This is a genomic window from Aeoliella mucimassa (assembly GCF_007748035.1).
Taxonomy (GTDB): domain Bacteria; phylum Planctomycetota; class Planctomycetia; order Pirellulales; family Lacipirellulaceae; genus Aeoliella; species Aeoliella mucimassa.
Map to the genome: position 1 here is coordinate 3,767,109 of NZ_CP036278.1, position 22,253 is coordinate 3,789,361.

Genomic DNA, 22,253 nt, shown 5'->3' on the forward strand with positions numbered 1-22,253 from the left:
TTCCATGACACGTTTTTGTGATACCGCTGCGCGCGTAGCGTATGTCGCGTTAGCCCTGGCAGTCATTCCCTTTAGCGCCCAGGCAGACACACCGACCGACCTTACAAGCAAACGCGAGCTGTTCGTCGATTCGCAAATGATCGATACGATGGACGGAGTGAAGCTGGAACTTCAAAAGCCCAATGAAGAGGAAGTGGTCATCGTCCACGACGAACCATGGGAAGGCAACACCTCTTGTTATCACACGGTGTTCTTCGACGATGGCAAGTACCGCATGTACTATCGTGGTGCTCACTTCGATGAGTCCACGGGCAAGTCTCCACATGCCGAGGTGTTTTGCTACGCGGAAAGTACCGATGGCATTCATTGGGTAAAGCCCAACTTGGGACTCCATGAGTTCAATGGAAGCAAAGACAATAACATTGTCATCGCTACTCCAACTCACGCCCACTGCTTTGCCCCCTTTAGAGATGCAAATCCTGCTGCTACGGCTGATGCTAAGTACAAAGCACTCACAAGAAGTCGCGGTGGTTTGGTCGCCTATGAATCTCCGGATGCAATTCATTGGACTCTGGTATCGAGCAAGCCGGTGATCACCGATGGGGCATTCGACTCGCTAAACATCGCCTACTGGGATTCCTACCGTCAGCATTATGTCGACTTCCATCGCGACTTCCGCGAGGGAGTGCGTGACATCAAGACCTGCACATCCGACGATTTTACTAACTGGACCGTTGCTGAATGGTTAAGTTACGAAGGGGCTCCTACCCAACATCTCTATACCAATGGCATCGTGTCATATCATCGCGCCCCCCAACTGTTCGTGGGTCTTCCCAAACGCTTCAATCCTTCCCGCAACCCTTCGAATCATTCGCAAGGTGGTGTTTCGGATTGCGTGTTCATGTCGAGCCGTGATGGCGAGACCTTCCATCGCTGGAACGAGGCGTTCGTTCGCCCTGGTCAACAAGCGAATCGCTGGGTAAATCGCAACAATCTACCAGCCTGGGGTATTGTTGAGACTGAGGCCGACACCGACGACGCGCCTAATCAGCTATCGCTTTACATGACGGAGGGGTACTACCGAGGCCCAGGTACACGTCTGCGTCGCTACACGCTTCGCCTCGATGGCTTTGTCTCGATCGACGCTTCCGCCGAAGGTGGAGAGTTCACCACAAAGCCAGTGATTCTCAGCAAAGCAGGTACACCTACCGAACTTCGCATCAATTTTGCGACATCCGCGATTGGCAATGTTCGTTGCGAGATTCTCGACGATGCGGGCAAAGTCCTGCCTGGATTCTCGCTGGAAGAATGCGATGAATTGATGGGTGACAAGGTCGATGCCGTCGTCACCTGGAAAGGCAAGTCTTCGCTGCTTGAACTTTCCGACAAACCAGTAACTCTTCGTTTTGTAATGAAGGATGCCGATCTATATGCTATTCATTTGCCTGAAGTCGACGCGACGATCAACGAATCGCAAGCGAGCAAGTGAATTGGAGTTATCGCAACTCCTATTGTGAATGAATGACCGAAACCGTGTTCTGCAACTTTGAATTGATGCCATACTTTGCCTTTTTTTCTCGATTGGTTCAGCAGCTTCGTCTGCGTTCGCTTGCTCGCACCTTCCGTCCGTACTCCATGGTTTACCTATTTGGCGTACTTTTAATGACACAGGGTGCCGCTGATGCAGCACAGGTACTCTATGGATTCGACACCGATGAGAACTATCGTATTGCTGACTGGCTGACCGGCGATGGCTCTCAGGATGCAATTGGCCTTGGTATCTACGATATCAATAAGTCTGGCGAAGCTGCTTTTGGCGCCGGCGCGATTGAGTTCCCAGTCGGGTTGAGCACCTTCGGTGCACTGGAGCTCCCTGACACATCGATGCTTGGCGACTCCTTCACTCTGTCGGTCATGGCCAAAGTACTGGGTGCCAATCACACTCGATTGTTCAGCTCTTACAACGGTGGCTCGGTGGGTGCCAACGAGTTTGTCTTCGACATGGACACGACTGGAGACATTGGGTTTGGATTGCGGGCGATCGTTAATGGCACCTCGGTTTCTCGCAACATCGCGTACAACGATTCCCAGTACCATCACCTGGCGATGACTTACGACAACGGCAGTGTGCAGCTTTACTTCGATGGAAGTCCTCTGGGGGAGTCTGCCACCGCTGGGTCGGGGGCGATTACACTTGATCAGAATCTCCGCTTCGGCGAAGACTATGCTCCCACGTCCTTGACAAACGAGGTGTTCGAAGGATTCGCTGACGACATTCTGGTTTACGACCGCGCCCTGTCGTCGACCGAAATCGCCTCGCTCCGAACACAAGGCGCCGAGAGTTTCTTTGGGATTTCGGCCCCGCCTGAGCCCGATCCGCTTCCTCCGCCGAATATTGGATCGCGGATCGAAATGTTTGTCGACCGCTACATGGTCGCGGAGTCGAACAACGTCGAGCTCAAACTCCACGCCCCTGTTGCCCAAGAGATTGCGCTGCAACTCAATGGCCCCTACGAAACAACAACTTCCACCTACTTTACTGCGTTGCGTGACGAGGACGACAAGTACCGTCTCTACTATCGCGGATACGTGGGATCGCAAGAAGTTACGTTGATGGCTATCAGCGACGATGGCATCAACTACACCCGTCATGAACTTGGGTTGTACGAAGTTGATGGCTCCGACAACAACCACATTGTCTGGCAGGGCGCTCAATCGCACAACTTGTCTCCCTTCATCGATAAGAACCCCAACGCTCCTGCGGACGAAAAATGGAAAGCGTTGGGAGGAACCGGCGAGATGTACGCGATGAAGTCCGCCGACGGGATCCATTGGGAATTGATGCAAGACGAGCCCTTGGATATCAGCGGACAATTCGACTCGCAAAACACCGCTATGTGGGATGCCGAGGCGGGAGTGTATCGTTCGTTCAGTCGCATTTGGCTGAATGGGGTTCGTGCGATCCAAATGAGCACTTCCGAAGACTTCATCAACTGGACTCCTCCCCAACCATTCATTTACGAAGATGATATGGAGCACTTCTACACCAACTCGATCGAACAACTCCCCGGTGCCGAAGGCGTATTCGTTGGGTTCCCGATGCGTCTCGACCCAACGCGCACCAATCAACCTTCCCCTGGCCAGACGGGCGTGAGCGATGCGGTTTTGATTACAAGTCGGGACGGAGTGCATTGGGATCGTGAGTTTACTGAGCCTTGGATTCCTGAAGGGTACGATACAACTCGCAGCCATATGCCTGCTTGGGGAATCGTGAAAACTGCTGACGACGAGTGGTCGACCTATTCCACGGAGCAATATCGACTCAGCGACAATCGTTTGCGACGTTTGACGCTTCGCCCATATGGAATCGCGTCGATTTCGGCCGAAGACCAACTCGGCTGGTTCTCGACCCCTACGTTTGAGTTTGAGGGAGAACAACTGCTGCTGAACTATCAAACCACCGACACCGGGTTTATCGCGGTCGAGATTCGCGATGAAAACGGAGTCGTGATTCCAGGTTTCGAGCTTGCATCCATGCAAACTCTGACTGGCGACGAGCTCTGGCAGCAAGTGTCTTGGACTTCCGGACAGTCGGTCGGTTCGCTGTCGGGCCAGTCGATTCAATTGTATTTCGAACTGCTGAACGCCGACCTGTTTGCCATGCAGTTTGCTGAGATCCCTGACACTGGCTTGGTTGGCGATTACAACAACGATGGCAAGGTCGACCTCGCAGACTATACCGTGTGGCGCGACAACCTTGGCTCGGAGCAACCACTCGCAAACGACGCGATAGGCGGGACGATCGGAGTCTCGCAGTACGAGCAATGGAAGTCGCAGTTTGGCCAGAGCATTGCCGGCGATAACGCAAATTCGCAGGCAGTGCCCGAAGGCCGTTCGGTCGTTCACCTTAGCTTGGCGATCGTGCTGTTTGGTGCCGTGGTTACAGGCAATTTCCGTCGCTGCTAGCCTGCTGGCACCGACTACCTTCCAAGTGCGGTGGCTCCGCCACCCTGTTAGTTTTTCATGCCTAACGATCAGTTTCACAAGCCTGGTTCCAACTCCAAAGTGCCTGCGCCGAAGCATGCGCAGTTGCGGCACTATATTGCCGAGAGCATTCACAACGGAACACTCGGCGGCGGCGACTTCCTTCCTTCGGAGCCAACGCTCGCGCGGGAGTTTTTGATTTCCCGAGGAACCGTGCGTCAGGCGTTGAACGAACTGCAGAACGAAGGCTTGATCGAGCGGATTCCGGGCAAGGGAACCGTTGTCACCCGGGTTCCGGATCAACAGCAAACTACGGTTACCACCACCGATTCGTCGCTCAACTTGTTTGCGATCGTGCTGCCTGAACTCGGCACCGGCCACTACCCTGCTTTGGTGCAGGGATTCGACGAGTCGGCTGGCAAGGTACATCATCAAACCATGGTGTGCGCTACCGGCAACGACCTGCGTTGCCAAGGCGACATCGTACTGCAACTCATCGACAAGCGAGTTGCCGGAGTCGCTCTGGCCCCGCCAACGGCAAGCGAGGCTCCGGCCCACCATATTCGACAGTTGCATAGCCATGGCATTCCTTTGGTACTGTTACATCGGGCGATCGAAGGGGTGTCGGTGCCAGTGGTTGCTTTGCCATACCAACGGATTGCAGAACTCGCAGCAACGCAACTGCTCGAATGTGGTCATCGCCGAGTGGCCTACATTGCCAGTCACCGCAGTAGTGCTTCGGTGATGTACGAGAACAGTTTTCGCGAAACCATCGAGCGCGGCGGTGGTCGCTTGATTTCCGAGTGCACTCACTATGGCACCGGCACTCGCGATTCTCTCACCGGTTTCCCTAACGCGCAGCGTGCTTCGGAAATCGAATCCGCGCTCCGACGCTTGCTTCGCCTGCCGGAACATCTTCGTCCCACCGCGGTGTTTGACCCGTGGGATGCCGATGCCGAGTCGCTTTATTTGTGCGCGATGAACGAAGGTCTCTCGATCCCGGAAGATCTTTCGATCGTGAGCTTTGGTGGAGCAGGTCGCACCGGTACACTGAGCGGCAGCATGGCCCGCGTCATCATTCAAGAACGCGACGTGGCCGAACTGGTTGTCTCGCTGTTGACACGCATGCAACGGGGCGCAATGCCTTTGGCTAGTAATGACTATCATGAAGTAGACGTTTCTTTCTTCCAAGGCAGCACCATGCGTTGCCTGAAAGGAGTGTGAAGTGACGATGTCAGACAAACTACGGCAAGCCTTCGCTGAGGATGGATACCTGTTGCTGCAAGACTTTCTCAGCCCCGAGGAGTTGAGCCTCTTGCAGCAGAATCTTGCTCGCTACATTTCGGATGTTGTTCCCACACTGCCTCCCAGTGAAGCGTTTTATCAGATTCCCGGCCAGCAAGATTCGCTTCGGCAACTGCAACGGATGGACCGCGACTCGTTTTTCAAAGACTACTGTTCCCATCCACGATGGATGGAGTTGGCTACTACCTTGCTCGGCGAACCGATGCTTCCGGGCAAGCCGGAGTGGTTCAATAAACTGCCAGGCGGGCATGCTACGCCACCGCATCAAGACAACTACTACTTTCAACTCGATCCTCCGCAAGTGCTTACCATGTGGTTGGCTCTCGACGATATCGACCAAGAGAATGGTGGATTGCGCTACGTGCCAGGTTCGCACCGCAAAGGGCGTCGGCCGCATCACACGACCGAAGTCGTTGGCTTCTCGCAAGGCATTGCCGATTACTCGCCCGACGACTCCTCGAAAGAAGAGCTGGTAATCATGCGTCCGGGCGACTTGCTGGTCCACCATGGCGAGACGATCCATCGCGCCGATAGTAATCGTTCGACCAGTCGCCAGCGACGAGCTTTTGCCATGGTGTTTCAAGCGGTCTCTTGCCAGCAGAACAACGCCGGCCGGGCCGATCACGAAAGTAATTTGGCCAGACAACACAAAAAAGCCGGCATGGCGACGACATAGCCCTCCTGAAGTTTTTATTCGCCACCTCACACTTTGGCACTCCATACGTGCCTGCGCACCCTCCTTCAACCATAGAATGGCATTCCGGTGAAGCATCTCACTATCACACTTACCATCGTCGTAACGCTCCTGAACTGGTGTTCTTTCGCAAGCCAGGCACCTGCGGAAGATGCAGTAAGCCTGAAGCTCATCGATACAAAGCTGATTTGGGATAAATCTCCCCATTGCGCATTCACCGACCTCATTCGCTGGCGCGATAAGTGGTACTGCGGTTTTCGCGAAGGCGAAGGACACGCTGGTGACCGTGGGTGGTTGCGGATCGTGTCGTCGACCGATGGATCGAAATGGGAAACGGTTACCAAGATCGAGCACGACGACTTCGACATGCGCGACGCGGCACTCTCGGTCACGGCCGACGACAAGCTGCTGGTGATTGCTGGTAGTCAACAAACCGTTAACGGCGAACGCTCCACCGGCACGTTCGCTGCCGTATCGGAAGATGGCAAGACCTTCTCGACTCCCCAGCGCATCTTCCCTCAAGGGCGTTGGCTCTGGCGAGTTACCTGGCAAGGCGATACCGGCTACGGCATCACTTACTCCGCGTACGACGATTACCCAATCACTCGATTGGTGAGCACCACCGACGGTTTGCACTACGACGTACTGAACGACTCGCTGCTCAATTCCGGCTGGCCCACCGAAGCACGGATTCGCTTTGCGGAAGACGGGTCCGCGTTCTGTCTGCAACGAGTCGATCGCGATACCCCCACGTCGCTGCTCGGCAAGTCGAAAGCACCCTACACGGAGTGGACCTGGACCGATCTCAAGCAACGAGTCGGCGGCCCCAACTTCGTTCAGCTCCCCTCGGGGCACTGGATTGGTTGCGGCCGATTGACCGAGGAAGGCCGCTCCTACACGGTAGTTTTCGAGCTGAAAGTCGATTCCGACGAGATTGTTCCGCTCGTGCGTTTGCCTTCGGGCGGCGACTCCAGTTATCCTGGCATGGTGATTCATGACAACCAACTCTGGATCAGTTACTATTCTAGTCACGAAGGTAGTACAAAAATCTATCTCTCGCGTCTGTCGTTTTGACGAACGACTCGGTTTCAAGTCATTCCAGCTTGTCGTAGAAAGCATCATTCATGAAATTACTCCGTATCGGTCCGCCGGGGCAGGAAGTTCCTGCCATGCTCGACTCGCAAGGCAATCCTCGCTCGCTTGCTGGAATCGTGGATGATATTTCGGGGCAAACGTTGTCGAAACAAACGCTCGATCGCTTGCAAAAGATTGAACCGGAGAGTCTCCCCTCGCTCGATTCCGATTCGCGCATCGGACCTTGCGTAGGGCATGTCGGCAAACTTCTGTGCATCGGACTGAACTACGCCGACCACGCTGCCGAGTCGGGCATGGAACTGCCAGCCGAGCCGGTTGTGTTCATGAAAGCGACTAGCTCCATCTGTGGACCGAACGACGACGTTGAGATCCCCCGCAACTCCGAGAAAACTGACTGGGAAGTGGAACTTGGAGTCGTCATCGGAGAGCACACCAAGTACGTCGACGAAAAGGATGCCATGGACTACGTCGCAGGCTACTGCGTGATCAACGATCTCTCCGAACGCGAATTTCAACTCGAACGGAGCGGGCAGTGGGTGAAAGGCAAAAGTTGCGATACGTTTGCCCCCCTTGGCCCCTGGCTGGTTACCAAGGACGAAGTGCCCGATCCAGCAGCACTTTCGCTCTGGTTGGAAGTCGATGGCAACCGCTATCAAGATGGTTCGACGAGCACCATGGTGTTCAAAGTCCCCAAGCTGGTGAGCTACCTCAGCCAGTTCATGTCGCTGCAACCGGGCGATGTGATCTCGACTGGCACGCCGCCTGGTGTCGGCCTGGGCATGAAACCTCCCCAGTACCTGACCGCCGGACAAACCATGCGGCTTAGCATCGAAGGCCTGGGCGAACAAACGCAACGCACGATCTCCGCTTAATCTATCGCGATCATCCATCACCCACTCATTCGGAGATACAGCCAAATGTCGGACGCAACTACAGGATCGCGCGAAGCCCGGCTGGAAAGCCTTGGTTTTCCTGTCGATAAGCTCACGCCTGAAGGGGCACTTGTGGATGCGGTTTCCATCGATGGCTCGATCGTTTACGCGTCGGGGCAGGTGCCATTCGACGGCGACCAGCTCGTCAGTTGTGGCAAGGTTCCCTCGCAAGTGTCGGCCGACGAAGCGACGAAGGCGGCCGCTTTGTGCGCGGCGAACGTGCTGCGGATGGTTCGCCATGCGGTTGGCTCGCTCGATCGCATCCAACGCGTCGTGCGAATCACCGGCTACGTGAACTCCGATCCGGATTTCACCGATCAACACCTGGTCATTAACGGCGCGTCGACCCTGGTTCGTGAGGTATTCGGCGACGCTGGCAAGCACGCCCGCACCGCGCTCGGCATGGCGCAGCTGCCGTTGGGTTCGTCGGTGGAAGTCGAAATGATCCTGGCCTTGGTACAAGACAGCTGAAATCCACCAGTCGAAGGTGTTCGCTCGACATTTCGGCCTCGGCTCGAGGACACGACCTTTTGATCCCGAGTGCTTAACAGAGCCGAGTCTTAACGCATGCCAACTGCTGAGCTCAGTACCGAATGGTGTCGACAGCGTCAGAGGACCTTGGCTACACACCTTTCGGAGCATGGCGTCGATGCCATGGTGGTGCTCTCCCCCGAGCATGTGTACTACCTGACCGGTTACTTGCCGGCGGTTCATCACGCGGCGGTAGTTGTAGTGACTTCGGCTGGCCAGTCGCTCATCGTGCTGCCCAACTGCACAGATCCTCCTGAGGGAGCGGTTGACGCTGCACGGCATTACGACGCGGAGTACTTGAGCACGACCGTCGACGACCCGATGGCCGCCGCCCTGTCGGTAGTGCGAGATGGCCTTCGCAGAACCAGTCGTCTGGCGAGCGATATGCAGGCTGCAACGCTGTTTCGCAGCGACGCGGTAGTCGATTTGTCGACTGTGCTGCTGCGGATGCGTCGGTCGAAATACCCTGATGAAATCGAACTCATCAAAGCAGCGGTCCGCGCCTGCGAAGCGGCCTACGCCCGGGCGGCCCAGATACTCGCTCCTGGAGTGCGCGAAATCGACATCTACGCCGAAATGCTGGCAGCTGCCACGAAGCAGGCTGGTCTTCCCCTCGGCGACATGGGCTACGACTTTCAAGCTGGCACCACCGGTGGTCCACCGCGCATGCGCGCCATTGAACGCGGGGAACTGATTCCGCTGGATGTCTCGGTCGTGTATCGTGGATATCGGTGCGACCTTTGCCGCACGTTTGCCGTCGATCGTCAGCCTACAGCCAAACAGCAACTGGCCGTCGATCGAGTGTTGAGTGCGTTGGAGTACGTGGAGCAGGAAGCCCGCGAAGGGGTTCGCTGTCGCGATCTGTTTACCGCTGTTAAAGCAGAGTTAGAAGAGGGCCATGACTGGGAGTTTCCACATCACCTGGGGCATGGGTTTGGTTTGAAGCCTCATGAAGCACCGCGGTTGAATCCGCATTGGGACGACGTGCTGCAAGTCGGCGACGTATTCACCGTACAGCCGGGCCTGTACCACCCCGACCTGAATGGCGGCGTCCGCATCGAACACAACTACTGGCTTACCCCTGAACGACTGGTTCGCCTCAGCAGCTTCCCGACAAGCTTGGTGCCTGAGGTCACTCGTTAGTTCACCTGCCTCCCTCCACTCACTACCTCGTCCTCCAGTATGCATAGGGCTTCTCGCATGGGCCGCGCACGTCATCCACTTGCTTTGGTTGTGACGATTCTCTTCTTGGTCGTTCTTCCATGGACAATCACCGCCAGAGGGCTGCGAGCCGACGAAACCGCCGTCACTGGCGACGACGGCATCGATCGCATCGACCTGCTCCCGCCAGGCGAATCGAACCCGCGGAATAGCGAAGGCGATTTCATCGAACTCACTGATGGTCGACTCCTGTTTGCTTACACTCACTTCACGAATGGTCGTGGGGATCATGCCGATGCTCATATCGCTGCTCGCATTTCCGACGACAAAGGCTACACCTGGTCGTCGGACGACACGGTAATCGTCCCCAACAACGGCGACATGAACGTGATGTCGGTCTCGCTGGTTCGCACCCAGCCCGTTGAAATCGCGCTGTTCTATCTCATGAAGAACTCGCTCGCCGACTGCCGACCGGTGGTTCGTTTTTCGCACGACGAGGCGCAAACCTGGAGCGAGCCCGTTCCGATCATTCCCGACAGCGAGGTTGGTTATTACGTTTTGAACAACGACCGCGTCGTGCAGCTTTCGAGTGGGCGATTGGTGGTTCCGTTGGCGAATCATACGAATGGCAAAATCGGCAAATGGGACAAACGGGCGAACATGGTCTGTTATCTGTCGGACAACGTCGGCCGCACCTGGCGATGCTCTCAAGGCCAGGTCGATCGCGACTCGCCAGGCCATGAATCAGTCGTGCGCCAAGAACCAGGAATCGTTGAACTGAAGGACGGGCGACTGATGATGTTCATGCGCACCTCCGCGGGTTGTCAGTATCTCGCGTACTCCAGCGATCAAGGCGACACCTGGACCGACCTGCAATCTTCCGATTTAATTGGTCCCATCTCTCCGGCGTCGATCGAACGCATCCCCTCGACCGGCGACCTCATGGCGGTCTATAACGACCATGCGAACGTCGCCGCTGCGTACCGCAACAAGCGAACTCCGCTGCACATTTCCATTTCGCAAGACGAAGGTCAAACCTGGCAGCACCGCTTGGTGGTCGAAGACAACGTCGACAAATGGTACTGCTACACCGCGATCGGCTTCGTCGACGACTACGTGCTGCTCGGGCACTGCGCGGGCAAGCGAGTCGCCGGCAAGCTGAACGGGCTGGAAGCCACGCAAATCACCCGGTTCAAAGTCGGCAAGCTGTACGACAAGTAATCACCTCGCTACCTAGCTTGCGCATCCCCCGCAGAATGGAGGCGGAGAATAGATTCCCAATTTTCCCACCGATGGGAAAATTGAATCCGCGCCCACTCTACAGAACCAGTGGTTTTCGCCCTGGAATAGATTCCCATTCCCAATAACGCATCGAGTGGGAATCTATTTTCCCGCTGGGAATCAATCGCAAGTCGTTGGTAGGAAACAAGTTGCATCAATACCTCCGCGATAGTTGCCCAGAATAGCTTCCCACCCATGGGAAACTATTCTGGGGAGGCAAATTTGGATTGTGGATTGTGGATTGTGGATTTCGGATTGGGGAATGCGGAATGCGAATATGTCATCTTGAAGGAGCTACTGGCGACTGAAAGATCTGTAGCCTATCGCTTACAGCCTAAAGCCTGCAGCTTTGACAACCGCGCAGCAGCGAACGCCCACGCAAGCAACCATCCGCCTGCGCGTCGTCAAGCATTCGATTTCATCGCAAGCATCACATCTCCATCACCTCCTTTCACCCAAAAAGCCAACAGTCAATAGCTGAAAGCCGACAGCCATCATCACCTGTTCATTAGAACACATAAGGTGGCCAATTCCAAGAAGAAACTGGGGATAACATTGGTAAGACGTCGTGGCCGTTGCTCACACGACATTACGGCTGGGTGACATTGAATGCTACCCGCCGAGGACGAATTGCCTGCGTCTCTTGATGGGCTTCTTTCCCACATAGGAAATCGTCGCTTACGATGGTTGGCACGCAGGCGGACCTCTGCTGCTATTCTCTAGTCGAGTAGTGCAAGCTTAAGCAGCACACCCAAAAACCGCATATTCCCCATGCGAGATATGCTCTTTTGCTTGCGTCACCATGACTGTTCTTCGACGATCTACTGCAGCAGACTATTTTCCTCGTAACTCGAAGCGGCTTAAACATCGTGTTGCTGTAAACACTTCTGAATCGCTGGCGATGGTGCCCTGCATATCCGAAGGGCTTCCTCCGATTCATTAATAATCCAGTAGACACCAGCATCGAACAGCATTAGTCTTGTGGCTGCTTGGAACTGTTTCACGCTAGAACTTCTCTCTAACCCATAGGCGGACCACGACAAACAACACCTTGAGTAATCACGATTAGGGGGAGCCCATGGCTACTAGGCGTGTGCTGAATGTTGCTGACTGCAAACCAGAGTGGCGATGGATTGAGGACCGGCTCGCTCCGCTAATGCAGGAATACGAATGGCAGCATGTTTATGCAAGTCCACTCAATCGTCTGGAACGGTCGATCAAGCGGCTACCGATCGCCCGTCTGCGCGGCACTCTGACCGCAGCTTTTCTTAGCAGGAAATCCGACTGCCTTACGATTTCCCACGGGCCATCTTACACCTACGCCTGCGAGTTTTTCCGGCGATTGCTGCGGAGCCAATCCAAACACCTGGCGTTTGCGTTCAACTTTACTCGCTTGCCACAGGGTAAACGATTACAAAAAGCGCGCAGTGCATTCAAGCGAGTCGATAAGCTAGTTGTATTTTCGAATTACGAACGACGTCTGTACGCTGAGCATTTTCAGCTCGATCCCGCCCAGCTTGAGTTCGTTCACTGGGGTGTTGGGGCTCCTCGTCTCACTGGATCTCCCCCCTCCTATCTACCATCGGGCCCCTACATTTGTGCTGTCGGTAGCCAAGGACGCGACTATTCCGTTTTGTGCGAAGCTGCCAAGCTGAATCCAGAACTAAAGATGGTGATTGTTGCCCACTCCGAGAATGTGTCAGGCCTGGAGTTTCCGGAGAATGTTATTCTTCGCACTCACATTCCTCTTGCTGAGGTCATGCACATTGTTGCCCAAAGCACCATCATGGCCATCCCATTGTTGAGCGAACAAACCTGTTGCGGGCATGTGACAGCGGTTACCGGAATGTACTTCGGCAAGCCCATCCTGGCGACCTCGTCAGTGGGAATTGTCGATTATGTGCACGATGGCACTACCGGAAAGCTAGTCTCATCGAATGATCCCGAACTATGGGCGCACGAGTTACAGTGCTATCTCAACGATCCGGAGCTTTGCGCAACGCAAGGGCAAGCGGCCAAGGAGTTTGCTTATCAGAACTGCACCGAGGAAGCTTTGGCCAGGCGGATTGCAGACATCGTGACTCGACTAGATTCCCCTGGCGAGAAACACGCTCCCCATTTTTCACTCCAGCAGTCGAAGCGGACCGTCGCGAAGTCGGCCTCATAGGCTTGTCGGAATCGTTCACCAGACGGATCCGCAAGCACTGCAGATCGTCTGGACTGAGCTCTTCGACGAGCCGTTTCACCCATAGGGAGAATTTCAGCCACGCTCGCCCACAAGCTATCGTGGAATCGATCGCCAACGAGACATCGAGTTATCGGTCTTTCCAATCGTTCACTCCACACAAGCAACGCATGACCGGGCTTCAGATCGAACAGGTTCGCAACGTTTGGTGGCTCACACTTCCCCCTCACTCTCGTCTCCAGGGACTTCGACGGAAGGATAACCGAGCCTTAGAAAGTAGAACTTCATCATCCAGCACCAGCCAGCTCAATGATAATGGGCGTAATAGTAGGCTCGCCCCGTTTGTCGGTCATAGGCTGCATAGACTCCCCGATCTTCCTTGTTCCACTGGTAATACAGCCCATCGGTAAGCGTGATTGAATTAGGTCCGACCAAATCCAGGGTGAGTCGATAGTAACGAGTGATCGTATACTTGTCGCCGATTGGTTTCACCGGAATGTGTGCGGCCTCGGACTCCAAAGAGCCGATGCCCGAATCGAACCAATCGACGAACGTGTCTTCGTCGGTGCTGAACTCCAAGGCAATTATTCCTCGTACTCCTTGGCAATAAGAAACATCGCGGGCATTGCTCGGCAAACCAAATGGAACATCTTTGGCCGCGACGTGTTCCGCATATTCCGGCGGGGTGGACGAGTGGAAGTAGAGTGTCATTAGCAACACACTGATCATCATCAGTACAGCAACGAGCAGTCCCTTTCCGCTCCCCTTCCCGGTTACTGCCACCACCTCTGGTTGGGATTCTAGTGTGCGTGCCCAGCCTATGTTCAACCAACCAGTGCCGATACAGATCAGACCGATACACAGCATCGGAAGAAGTGGCATGATCCACGACATCTCGGCCCCTGCGACGATAAAGTCCTTCATCAGCGAAGTAAAAACAAACAGGGAAAATCCCCCCGCAACGAGTAGAAACCCCGCAGCAACCATTGCCGACTTGGCTGGGTAGCCAAAAACACCGCGATACTGCAAGTAAGACACGACGAGTGGAAATGGCAAGAAGATGGCACCGCTGATGACCGAACACACGTCCCACGTCACCAGCAACGCGGCAAGCGACGCAGCAGCAAGTGATAGACTCCCCAAGAGAACAAGGACCGACAACAGCACATGCATCTTCGATGGTTTTAGTGCAGGCGATTCGGGAGGCACATCCGTAGACTCAAGCAGGCTCATCGTGACACCGTAAAAGATTCAATAGAAACTATCTGTCCTAAGCCTTAACAATTCGTTGGACATAGGTGGTGCGGCAGAAGCTGAGCACCTAGTAGCCCAACATTGATTCCGCTTGCCAGTATCTCGCAAGAGATGGTGCGATGCCAGCCTAGGCGAGGATGTGAGCGGCCAGCTTCTTGGCCTCGATCGTCACATTGTGCTGTGATTGCACCGACTCGATCGCTTGATGGCCCATTTGCACTAGCGTATCTTGCGGGGTCTCCAGCAGTTGCATAATGGCCGCGGCCAGCGACTCGGCGTCGCCCGCGGGGACCAGCCAACCATTCTTTCCCGTGACGACCAACTCCGGGATGCCAGCAATCATCGTGCTGATCACCGGGCGGCCCATCGCGAGGGCCTCCATGATGACCACCGGAAGTCCTTCGGCGAAACTGGCCAAGACTAACGCAGTCGACTGACGCAATTGCTCCTGCACCTGCTCGCCATCGGCCCAACCGAGCAACTTGACTTGCTCGTGCAGGCCATGCTTGGCAATCGACTTTTCGACTTCGCCGCGCAGCTCGCCATCCCCTACCAAGGCCAGTTCAAACGAGGGATGCGTACGGGCGACAATGGCAGCCGCTTCGAGCAGCGTCATGTGCCCCTTCTGCTCGCCCAACCGCCCGACACACACCAGGCGATTCGTCGAGACCGGAGGTTCGTACTCACGTTCAAGGTAGTGATGATCGAGCCCACAGTGTACGACCTGAATCTTCGGCCAGTCTTCAAAACGAACCCACCGATAAAGCTGACTTCGCGCAAAGCTGGTGATAGTCGCCACGAACTTCGCCCGCGAGGCTTTCTCGTCGAACGCGACACAGGCCGCGCGGTCAAACTCTTCAGGCCCATGCACCATGAAGCTATAGGGATGGTCCCCAAGCACGTGGGCGTACATGGCGACCTCGGTAGGATTCGTTGCAAAGTGCACATGCAGATGCTTCACACCATCGTTCTGCAACCACTTATCGAGTACACAAGCTTCGGCCAGATAGATGAGGTGATAGAAAAGCGAACGATCGCTCCGGCGGCTGACTTTACGTAACAGCGAGAAAGCCTTCAGCAGTCGCGCAGGCTTGCGAAACATCGTCGAGATCATCACCAGCAGCAACTTCGCTACACCGAGAGTAGCGATGTAACGGGTTTGTTCGTGCTCGCGTTGATCGAGCGCATCGACCAACTTGCCAGGCCATGGGCGAAGGGCGTATCGCTGCACTCGGAAACCTTGATCCTCGAGCGCTTTGATCTCGCGCCGGATGAATGTTTGGCTGGGCATCGGGTACTGATTGATCAAGTACCCTATCTGCAACGAATCAGTCGATGACATCCACAGAACCTAAGGTTTGCTGCTTCGATAAGTGAGGAGCTGGCTTACCCACTTGCCCCGCAGAACGGTCGGTGCGATGCCATTGAGTCTCGGCTTTTCTTACGGCCGCCGAATAGATCGGCAGCTTGCCCAGAATATAAACGGGCACTCTCGCAAGGTCGCTGAGAGAGAGGAGATTGCGACCTTCCATCCGCCATGCGCCCATAATCGCAAGCGTAAACGCCACGAAGGCTGTCGTGCAGAGCATGAGCGGTACGAGCGATGCCCCGATGACACCCACTACGCCCGCGACGAACAGCAACATCAACAGGCTCGCCGCGAAGAGCGATAGCGGAGGTACCACGAGTTCGAAGACCAGCAGCAACATCGACCAACTTGGGCGCTTGACCAACGAGATCAATAGTTGCGGGACGAACCGACGAATGTTCCGGAGGTGGCCATGCTCCCAACGGGTACGCTGCGTGGTGGCAGCTGCCTTGGTGCTGGGGAGCGGAGCCGAGATGGTCATCGGTGCATAGAACCGTGGGAAGTCGCCTTGCTTGGCGAGCTCGATGCCGATGGTCATGTCTTCGACGATGTCGCCCGATGCCCACTGAGTGCGTTGGGCAAGTTCCCAAGGGAAAGCCATTCCGGTTCCGGTAAGCAACGAGGGCCCACCGATCGCCGCCAAACCTTGGAGCCGTACCACGTTTTTGAGCATCACCGCGAATGCACTAATGCGATCGCGGAACGTCGCCTGCGCGGGCACAGGCATGATGTAGGCCGCTTGCAGTGGACACTGCCTAGCCGCGGTGGCCTGAGCGAGCGACTGCAGCGTCCCTTGTACGATTTCACAATCGGCATCCACGATCACCATGACTTCAGGGGGATCGGATGCCAGATGGTCGACCCCGTACTGCAGTGCGTAACCTTTGCCTCGCTGCTCGGGATTGTCGCGAATAATGACTTCGGCTCCCGCTCGGAACGCAAACTTGGCAGTCCGATCGGTGCAGTTATCGGCAACCACGATCAATTGATCGCCTTGGTTTAGTTGCTCGAGCATCTTCGAAACAGTACGCTCGATCACCGCTTCTTCGTTATGCGCCGGCATGATCACCGCCAAGCGCGTAGGCTGCGAGCCATGCGCTACAATAGGGTCGAGCGATTCGCCTCGCTGGCGGAGTCTCGAGATCCAAGCAGCGACAACCTCCACCAACAGGAATACCGCCAGCAAACTGAACAAGAAGCTCAGCAGCCCAAACGCGGTCAGGATGGAGTGGAAAACCAGCATCGATCTCCTAGGCAATCATACCGACGACAGGCGCCCGAAGATCGATCATGTCTTGGATGGCAACAACGCTGCTCGGATCCTTCACGGCCTTGTTGTCGGCAGTTAGCACGATGGCATCGGCTCGGGCTGCCAACATCTGGAAGTCGGCCAAGTTAGCAGCAGGGGGACCAGCCACCATGATCAGGCTGTAGCTGTCACGGCAATAGTCGAGCAACTCGGTGAGATTCTTCGAAGCCATGGCTTCAACCGGGAACTCAGCATTGCCGCTGGTAATAAGATCGACATTCGGATTGCTCGTCGACTGAATCAGCTCGCTATTCAGGTGACACGAGGCCGCCAAGTAGTCGGAGAGACCAGGTCGCAGCGTCTTGCCATCTTTGTCTTTGACTTGGTGGGGATTGTCGTGCAAATGGGCATCTTGCGTGGCAATCTCTCCGCCTCGAGCCGAGAGACTAATCGACTCAATATTGGTGCGATGCTCGCGAGGATCGAGGGCGTCGACAATCACCACCCGCTCACCACGGTGGGCAAGGCAATCGGCGATGCTAGCAAACACCGAAGCCGGCGTGGGCGACTTACCAAGGCTGCTCACCAGCACAACGCTTGCCGACTGAGGCAGCGATTGCTGAATACGCAGGGCGGCCATACGCACCGCTTCATTATTACGCCAATCCGACGACGCCTCGACGCGACGCATCGCTTGATCGAGCACGCGAGTTGCAATGAGAGGCAAGTTCCATTGCTTGCTGAAGGCGATGACCGGGGTATCGCGTTGATGCAACCATTCGAGACCAACGACTGGTGCCGACAGCAGCAAACTCACCGCGACAAACGACATCACGAACAGTTTCTTCTTGTCCGAATCAACCGTGACGGTCTCCAGACTGGCTGGCACCAACAACGAGAACTCACGCGACCGGCATTGCTCCAGTTGCTTCATGTTGTCGAGCTGCGAACTTACTAACTCCAAGCGAGCATCCGCCGCAGTCAGCGATTGTTCGTAGTCGGCGACTTCCGAAGAACTGGAAACAGCCACTCCACCAGCTTCGTCCGTAGCTTCCTTTTGATACTCTTGAAGACGTGCCTCGAGCATGGCGATCTGATTCGTTACAGGAATCATGTCTAGTCGCCGCTTCTCAATGGCTTCGGCGTCTTTCACAATCGAATTCTGCAAGGTAGCCATCGCAGGGGTCATGACCACCGACAGAGGTCCAAGCTCCTGTTCGCCCAAGGCCGACAAGGTCTGCTCCCATTCATTCAGGGACAACTCCCCCTGGTCTTTCTTGAACTGCTCCAATTCACTGTAGATTCGTTGCAGTTCTTTAAAGCGAGCAGAATCTTTGGTATACGCTTTTCCTAATGTCCGGAGTTGCGCGAAGCGAGCTTCCAGCACCTGCTCCTTATAATTGTTGACGTCGGCTTGCTGAGATTCCTCAATCCGCTCAATCTGTTGCTCCATGCCGAGCTTCTCGACGTTCTTTGCATCGATGCTAGCCTGAGTGTTGGTCATTTTCGCAAGTACACTGGTGTATCGCTCCGAGGCCAGGCCGCCGGATCGCAACTCTTCGTCATAGCGCCGTCTGGCCGCTTGCAACTGTTCGCCGGTTTCGTCCACCTGACGCTTCGCTTCGAGTTGTGCAACTTCAACATGCTTCATGTGCTCGCGAAGAATCGACTTGCGACGCTCAGCGGCTTCGTCAATGAGCAGCTGCATGGTGTCGTTCACCAGCGCAACGCCCTTCTCTGCGTCCGGCCAATTTAGATCGAGGTTCATCACACTCGATCCATTGGAGATCTTCATGTGAAACATGCTCGCCAGCTTATCTGGCGGGATGTTTAAATCGTGCTTTTGCGACAATCGCTGCATGCTCTCTGCGGAGAACAGGATTTCCTTGTAGGTAGGAAGCGATGGTGGATGGTAGACCTGCGGGCCGGGAGGCATCGGCAGCCCCGTGTAAATCAGACTTCCCGAGACATGCGCAGTTTGCTTGCTGTTTTCACCAGCAATCCAATACGCAACACCCCCTGCCAGTACAGCGGCAATCAAGAAAGCCCACCATCGGCGTTTGATCACGGTGATCAGCAGAGGGGGTTTCTCCAACTCCACACGACTATTCACAGCGGTGTAGTCGCCCGACGACGAATTGCGTTCGGTGTGAACGGTTTTTCCTGCCGGAATTGGCATTAACTCGCGGTTTGTCATATCTCAATACCAGTTAGACCCAGTTGGTACTACTTGTTTATATGCGTTTATCAGAGGGCGTCGCAGGCAACGCTTTCCTCCGGACAGTCACTTACACCCACAATCCTCGCCGGAATGCCAACGGCAGTCGCCCCTGCAGGTACGTCCTCCAGCACGACCGCATTTGCTCCAATACGTGCGTGATCTCCGACGATCACGCCCCCGAGTATCTTTGCGCCAGCGCCAACATCCACATGCCCCCCTAGCTTCGGAAAGCCAGGTATCGAACCACCCTCTCCAAGTGTCACTTGGTGAAACAACAAACAATTCGGACCTACAACCGCTTGCGGGTGAATTACGATTCCATTCGGATGCGGCAACAACAGCCCACCCGCAATATTAACGTTCAGTGGGATGTCACACCCACACACCACCGACCAAAAACGATGACCCAACAAATACCACTTTCTCAACAACCAATTGACTGGCCCGCCTTGCTGGGTTGATTGGTACCCGCGCACAGTGCGCAGAAGTTGCTGCGAGGGACGCCAGAACTTGGTCACCCTTTCGCGGCTCCAATCAGGTTGCGTGGCGGAAATCATAGGGAATGTCCAGGATGTAAATCTCGAACAACTTTAAAGTGCATTTTTGGAATGGAAGCGTGCTTCGACTCGGTGGTTCTTTCCACCGCCTTCAAGTCATAAAGGCAGTAGGTGGAGGCTCCTGCCGCCAGAACGTAAAGGGGATTCACCATCCCATTCACCAGCGAGTCCAACAAAAAAAGAAGTGGCAAGAACGCAAGCAACACGGCAAACCCGCCTGCGGTGTTCATCTGTTTTTTACTCATTTTAATTAGCGCTAGCAGAGAGGGGAGACTGCACACAAGAATTAAAGACACGACTTGGGGAATGCCATGGTTTCTTGCTTCTAACAGCCACAATTGGTCTAACCCCTTCCCCCATCGTCCGTATCCGAACACAGGGCTGCTTAGTACACTCCCTCGAACCTTATCTTCTTGAGCCAACCGGGCATTCATCGATCCGCCACGATTGGCATCGCCCGTAATCGCGACGGCTGTTTGCGAGACAATCTCGCCCGAGAATACACCACTCAATCGGCCAGACACCCAGAACGGTGCAATCAGCAGTAATGGCAAGATCACTATTTTTGGACCAAAGTGCTTTGCCACGAAAAGCGCACTAATCGCAACCACTCCTAAGGCCAACGCGCCTGTTGAACGCGACAAGACAGTAGTCAGCACCATCAATGGCAAGAAGTACTTGGTAGAGAAACCAAACAACAGAGGAAGCTCTTTGCGGCGCCAGAGCCAGATGCCGATTACGGTGGTGAGCACCATAAACAAGCTGACCATGAGTCCATGTTGCATGAACACCATGGGGCGCCACCCGCCCATCCGAAACGTTTGGGCGAAGGAATGTTGGTGGAAACCGTAAAACATGCTATGCAGCTGGGGGCTCATCCGAACTTCGTACAGGCAGAACGGCATGTAGGCGATTCCAGCCAGATAAAAAGCTCGTGCGAGATAGCGAATGCCATCGGCATCCGAGAAGTACATTCTGCCCACCAGGTAGGGCCCTCCCCACGTAGCCAAATATTGCGCGACAATGCTGAGACCATCCCACACCCCATTTCCATTGGCAACCGAGCATACGCCGGGCCATAAGCAGTAAGCGATGATCGGCAAGTCGACCCAATGAAATTGCAACTTTGCTACTCGCTTTGCATCGAATAGCAGCACCCCGACAATCACGGTCGAGCAGGCGGCCATCATTTTATTGAAGTCCAGAAAGCCCGAAATCGGAATGGTTGCCATTGGCAGGAACAACCAAGCTCCGAACAGTGTAAGTGCCGCAGCTTTACGAGGGGTCATCCAGCCAAAGAAAGCGATACCAAGCGGCATGATGCCGAACATCGCCAAGTAAGCGAGTGGAGTCATACGGAGGCCTCCACTGCGGGGTTACGACTTATAGCCGGACTGGCAGTTTCCTCTGCCCCGGATAGTCCACCGGGGCGTAGTTCAGCAGGGGCATTCTTGACATTTGCGAGAAAGCGACTGATCTCGGAAAACTCCTTAATCAACGAAACATAACCGACGGCTCTTGCATTGTAGAAGCGGTACCAGAACTTTGAGTCCCCCATCTCGTGACTCCCCGCGGAGACCATGCTCAGCAACCGGTATCTAAACGCATACAGGCGATTCGCAATTGATCGACGCAGGTAAATCCCGCGCGAGCGGTGTGTTGCGGGCTTCTTTAATATTTCGAGCCACACCCACGCCCATTGCATGGCAAATACGATCGACTCAATGTAGTTCACGTCCAGGCGTTTCGCTGGAATCACATGGGTCAACTGCAGCATAGGAACATAGGCAACCTCCCAGCCCAACATCCGTGCGACAGCGGTTTTTTCGAGGTCTTCGCAACAACCTGGACCATCACCGATACGATCGGGGAGTCGTGTACCAATATGCTGGTAAATGCCTTGCATCAATTGTGTACGGCCGACCATGCCGGCGCCGATAGGAGCTTTTCCCATCACCACTTCATCGCCAAAATCACGCACCGCGAGCATGCCACTAGCCCATGGGCTGATAGCATCGAGGTCGACATCTTCTTGTTCAAACTCGGGAAGAACCTTACCACCTATCATCCCGATATTCGCGTTCTGGTCCATGAATTGGACAGCCGATTCCAGATAATCCGCATCAAGCAAGTTATCGTCGTCCACGACGCAAAAGTATCGCCCTTCAATCTCGCGAAAAGCTTTCTGAAGTGCATAACTCTTGCCAGGTTGGGCTTCATGCAGCACACGACCTTGGATGCCTGCCGCTTTAATGGCTTCCAAAGCAACTTCGGCCGAATTGTCTTTGCTGGCATTATCGACGACAACCAGTTCCCACTGCTCCACCGGCAAGCTCTGCAACCCGAGCGCAGCAATCGTGCGATCAAGGCACCAAGCGCCATTGTAAGTACAAGTGATAACTGAAATTCTGATCATACAAATCTGAAGACTAAGT

General features: G+C 55.0%; 18 protein-coding genes. 11 read left to right on the forward strand and 7 right to left on the reverse strand.

The genetic code is table 11. The annotated features are described in order from the left end of the window. Positions 1–4: 4 nt before the first annotated feature. The 11 genes from Pan181_RS14825 to Pan181_RS14870 all read left to right on the forward strand — a co-directional run bounded on the left by Pan181_RS14825 (position 5) and on the right by Pan181_RS14870 (position 13,150). Entirely contained in the window at positions 5–1,489 is a 1,485-nt protein-coding gene (locus Pan181_RS14825) for a glycoside hydrolase family protein (RefSeq protein ID WP_145247680.1), read from the forward strand. 146 nt (positions 1,490–1,635) lie between these two features. Continuing rightward, positions 1,636–3,966, forward strand: a complete 2,331-nt coding sequence (locus Pan181_RS14830) for a LamG-like jellyroll fold domain-containing protein (RefSeq protein ID WP_197528368.1) — start codon at positions 1,636–1,638, stop codon at positions 3,964–3,966. Between the two features lie 57 nt (positions 3,967–4,023). After that, positions 4,024–5,208, forward strand: coding sequence for a GntR family transcriptional regulator (locus Pan181_RS14835; RefSeq protein ID WP_145247684.1), 1,185 nt, complete (start codon positions 4,024–4,026; stop codon positions 5,206–5,208). A gap of 7 nt (positions 5,209–5,215) precedes the next feature. Next, entirely contained in the window at positions 5,216–5,965 is a 750-nt protein-coding gene (locus Pan181_RS14840; protein WP_145247686.1) for a phytanoyl-CoA dioxygenase family protein, read from the forward strand. A gap of 87 nt (positions 5,966–6,052) precedes the next feature. Then, positions 6,053–7,057, forward strand: a complete 1,005-nt coding sequence (locus tag Pan181_RS14845) for a sialidase family protein (protein WP_145247688.1) — start codon at positions 6,053–6,055, stop codon at positions 7,055–7,057. Between the two features lie 50 nt (positions 7,058–7,107). Further along, entirely contained in the window at positions 7,108–7,950 is an 843-nt protein-coding gene (locus Pan181_RS14850) for a fumarylacetoacetate hydrolase family protein (protein ID WP_145247690.1), read from the forward strand. Positions 7,951–7,995: 45 nt separating this feature from the next. Continuing rightward, complete coding sequence (locus Pan181_RS14855; protein ID WP_145247692.1) at positions 7,996–8,481, forward strand: RidA family protein; 486 nt, start codon at positions 7,996–7,998, stop codon at positions 8,479–8,481. Between the two features lie 147 nt (positions 8,482–8,628). Next, the gene (locus Pan181_RS14860; RefSeq protein ID WP_231943600.1) at positions 8,629–9,684 is read left to right on the forward strand and encodes a M24 family metallopeptidase; all 1,056 of its coding nucleotides are present in this window, start codon (positions 8,629–8,631) and stop codon (positions 9,682–9,684) included. Positions 9,685–9,741: 57 nt separating this feature from the next. After that, a complete protein-coding gene (locus tag Pan181_RS14865; protein ID WP_197528369.1) occupies positions 9,742–10,923 on the forward strand; it encodes a sialidase family protein in 1,182 nt (393 codons plus the stop codon). A 255-nt stretch (positions 10,924–11,178) separates the two neighbouring features. Beyond that, positions 11,179–11,460: a hypothetical protein gene (locus tag Pan181_RS26160; protein WP_197528370.1), complete on the forward strand. Its 282-nt coding sequence runs from the start codon at positions 11,179–11,181 to the stop codon at positions 11,458–11,460. A 601-nt stretch (positions 11,461–12,061) separates the two neighbouring features. Continuing rightward, positions 12,062–13,150, forward strand: coding sequence for a glycosyltransferase family 4 protein (locus tag Pan181_RS14870; protein WP_145247698.1), 1,089 nt, complete (start codon positions 12,062–12,064; stop codon positions 13,148–13,150). Between the two features lie 324 nt (positions 13,151–13,474). On the opposite strand, the gene Pan181_RS14875 is transcribed toward Pan181_RS14870, so the two are convergent. The 7 genes from Pan181_RS14875 to Pan181_RS14905 all read right to left on the reverse strand — a co-directional run bounded on the left by Pan181_RS14875 (position 13,475) and on the right by Pan181_RS14905 (position 22,234). Next, positions 13,475–14,401 carry a hypothetical protein gene (locus Pan181_RS14875; protein WP_145247700.1) on the reverse strand — a complete coding sequence of 309 codons (927 nt, stop codon included), beginning with the start codon at positions 14,399–14,401 and terminating at the stop codon, positions 13,475–13,477. Positions 14,402–14,549: 148 nt separating this feature from the next. Then, positions 14,550–15,713, reverse strand: a complete 1,164-nt coding sequence (locus Pan181_RS14880; RefSeq protein WP_197528371.1) for a glycosyltransferase — start codon at positions 15,711–15,713, stop codon at positions 14,550–14,552. Between the two features lie 37 nt (positions 15,714–15,750). Further along, a complete protein-coding gene (locus Pan181_RS14885) occupies positions 15,751–17,034 on the reverse strand; it encodes a glycosyltransferase family 2 protein (protein ID WP_145247702.1) in 1,284 nt (427 codons plus the stop codon). A gap of 7 nt (positions 17,035–17,041) precedes the next feature. After that, positions 17,042–19,237 carry a GumC domain-containing protein gene (locus Pan181_RS14890; protein ID WP_145247704.1) on the reverse strand — a complete coding sequence of 732 codons (2,196 nt, stop codon included), beginning with the start codon at positions 19,235–19,237 and terminating at the stop codon, positions 17,042–17,044. Positions 19,238–19,287: 50 nt separating this feature from the next. Continuing rightward, complete coding sequence (locus tag Pan181_RS14895; RefSeq protein ID WP_145247706.1) at positions 19,288–19,818, reverse strand: serine O-acetyltransferase; 531 nt, start codon at positions 19,816–19,818, stop codon at positions 19,288–19,290. After that, on the reverse strand, positions 19,815–21,173 hold the full coding sequence (locus tag Pan181_RS14900; RefSeq protein WP_145247707.1) for a hypothetical protein: 1,359 nt from the start codon (positions 21,171–21,173) through the stop codon (positions 19,815–19,817). Before Pan181_RS14900 ends, Pan181_RS14895 begins: the two co-directional genes overlap by 4 nt. Next, positions 21,170–22,234 carry a glycosyltransferase gene (locus Pan181_RS14905; protein ID WP_145247709.1) on the reverse strand — a complete coding sequence of 355 codons (1,065 nt, stop codon included), beginning with the start codon at positions 22,232–22,234 and terminating at the stop codon, positions 21,170–21,172. The genes Pan181_RS14900 and Pan181_RS14905 overlap by 4 nt, the downstream gene beginning before the upstream one ends. Positions 22,235–22,253 lie beyond the last annotated feature (19 nt).

Bases quoted from the DNA above. Each gene is read 5' to 3' on its own strand.
- Pan181_RS14825 (WP_145247680.1), top strand. From the start codon at position 5: ATGACACGTTTTTGTGATACCGCTGCGCGCGTAGCGTATGTCGCGTTA.
- Pan181_RS14830 (WP_197528368.1), top strand. From the start codon at position 1,636: ATGGTTTACCTATTTGGCGTACTTTTAATGACACAGGGTGCCGCTGAT.
- Pan181_RS14835 (WP_145247684.1), top strand. From the start codon at position 4,024: ATGCCTAACGATCAGTTTCACAAGCCTGGTTCCAACTCCAAAGTGCCT.
- Pan181_RS14840 (WP_145247686.1), top strand. From the start codon at position 5,216: ATGTCAGACAAACTACGGCAAGCCTTCGCTGAGGATGGATACCTGTTG.
- Pan181_RS14850 (WP_145247690.1), top strand. From the start codon at position 7,108: ATGAAATTACTCCGTATCGGTCCGCCGGGGCAGGAAGTTCCTGCCATG.
- Pan181_RS14855 (WP_145247692.1), top strand. From the start codon at position 7,996: ATGTCGGACGCAACTACAGGATCGCGCGAAGCCCGGCTGGAAAGCCTT.
- Pan181_RS14865 (WP_197528369.1), top strand. From the start codon at position 9,742: ATGGGCCGCGCACGTCATCCACTTGCTTTGGTTGTGACGATTCTCTTC.
- Pan181_RS26160 (WP_197528370.1), top strand. From the start codon at position 11,179: ATGGGAAACTATTCTGGGGAGGCAAATTTGGATTGTGGATTGTGGATT.
- Pan181_RS14870 (WP_145247698.1), top strand. From the start codon at position 12,062: ATGGCTACTAGGCGTGTGCTGAATGTTGCTGACTGCAAACCAGAGTGG.
- Pan181_RS14875 (WP_145247700.1), bottom strand. From the start codon at position 14,401: ATGAGCCTGCTTGAGTCTACGGATGTGCCTCCCGAATCGCCTGCACTA.
- Pan181_RS14880 (WP_197528371.1), bottom strand. From the start codon at position 15,713: ATGCCCAGCCAAACATTCATCCGGCGCGAGATCAAAGCGCTCGAGGAT.
- Pan181_RS14885 (WP_145247702.1), bottom strand. From the start codon at position 17,034: ATGCTGGTTTTCCACTCCATCCTGACCGCGTTTGGGCTGCTGAGCTTC.
- Pan181_RS14890 (WP_145247704.1), bottom strand. From the start codon at position 19,237: ATGACAAACCGCGAGTTAATGCCAATTCCGGCAGGAAAAACCGTTCAC.
- Pan181_RS14895 (WP_145247706.1), bottom strand. From the start codon at position 19,818: ATGATTTCCGCCACGCAACCTGATTGGAGCCGCGAAAGGGTGACCAAG.
- Pan181_RS14900 (WP_145247707.1), bottom strand. From the start codon at position 21,173: ATGACTCCACTCGCTTACTTGGCGATGTTCGGCATCATGCCGCTTGGT.
- Pan181_RS14905 (WP_145247709.1), bottom strand. From the start codon at position 22,234: ATGATCAGAATTTCAGTTATCACTTGTACTTACAATGGCGCTTGGTGC.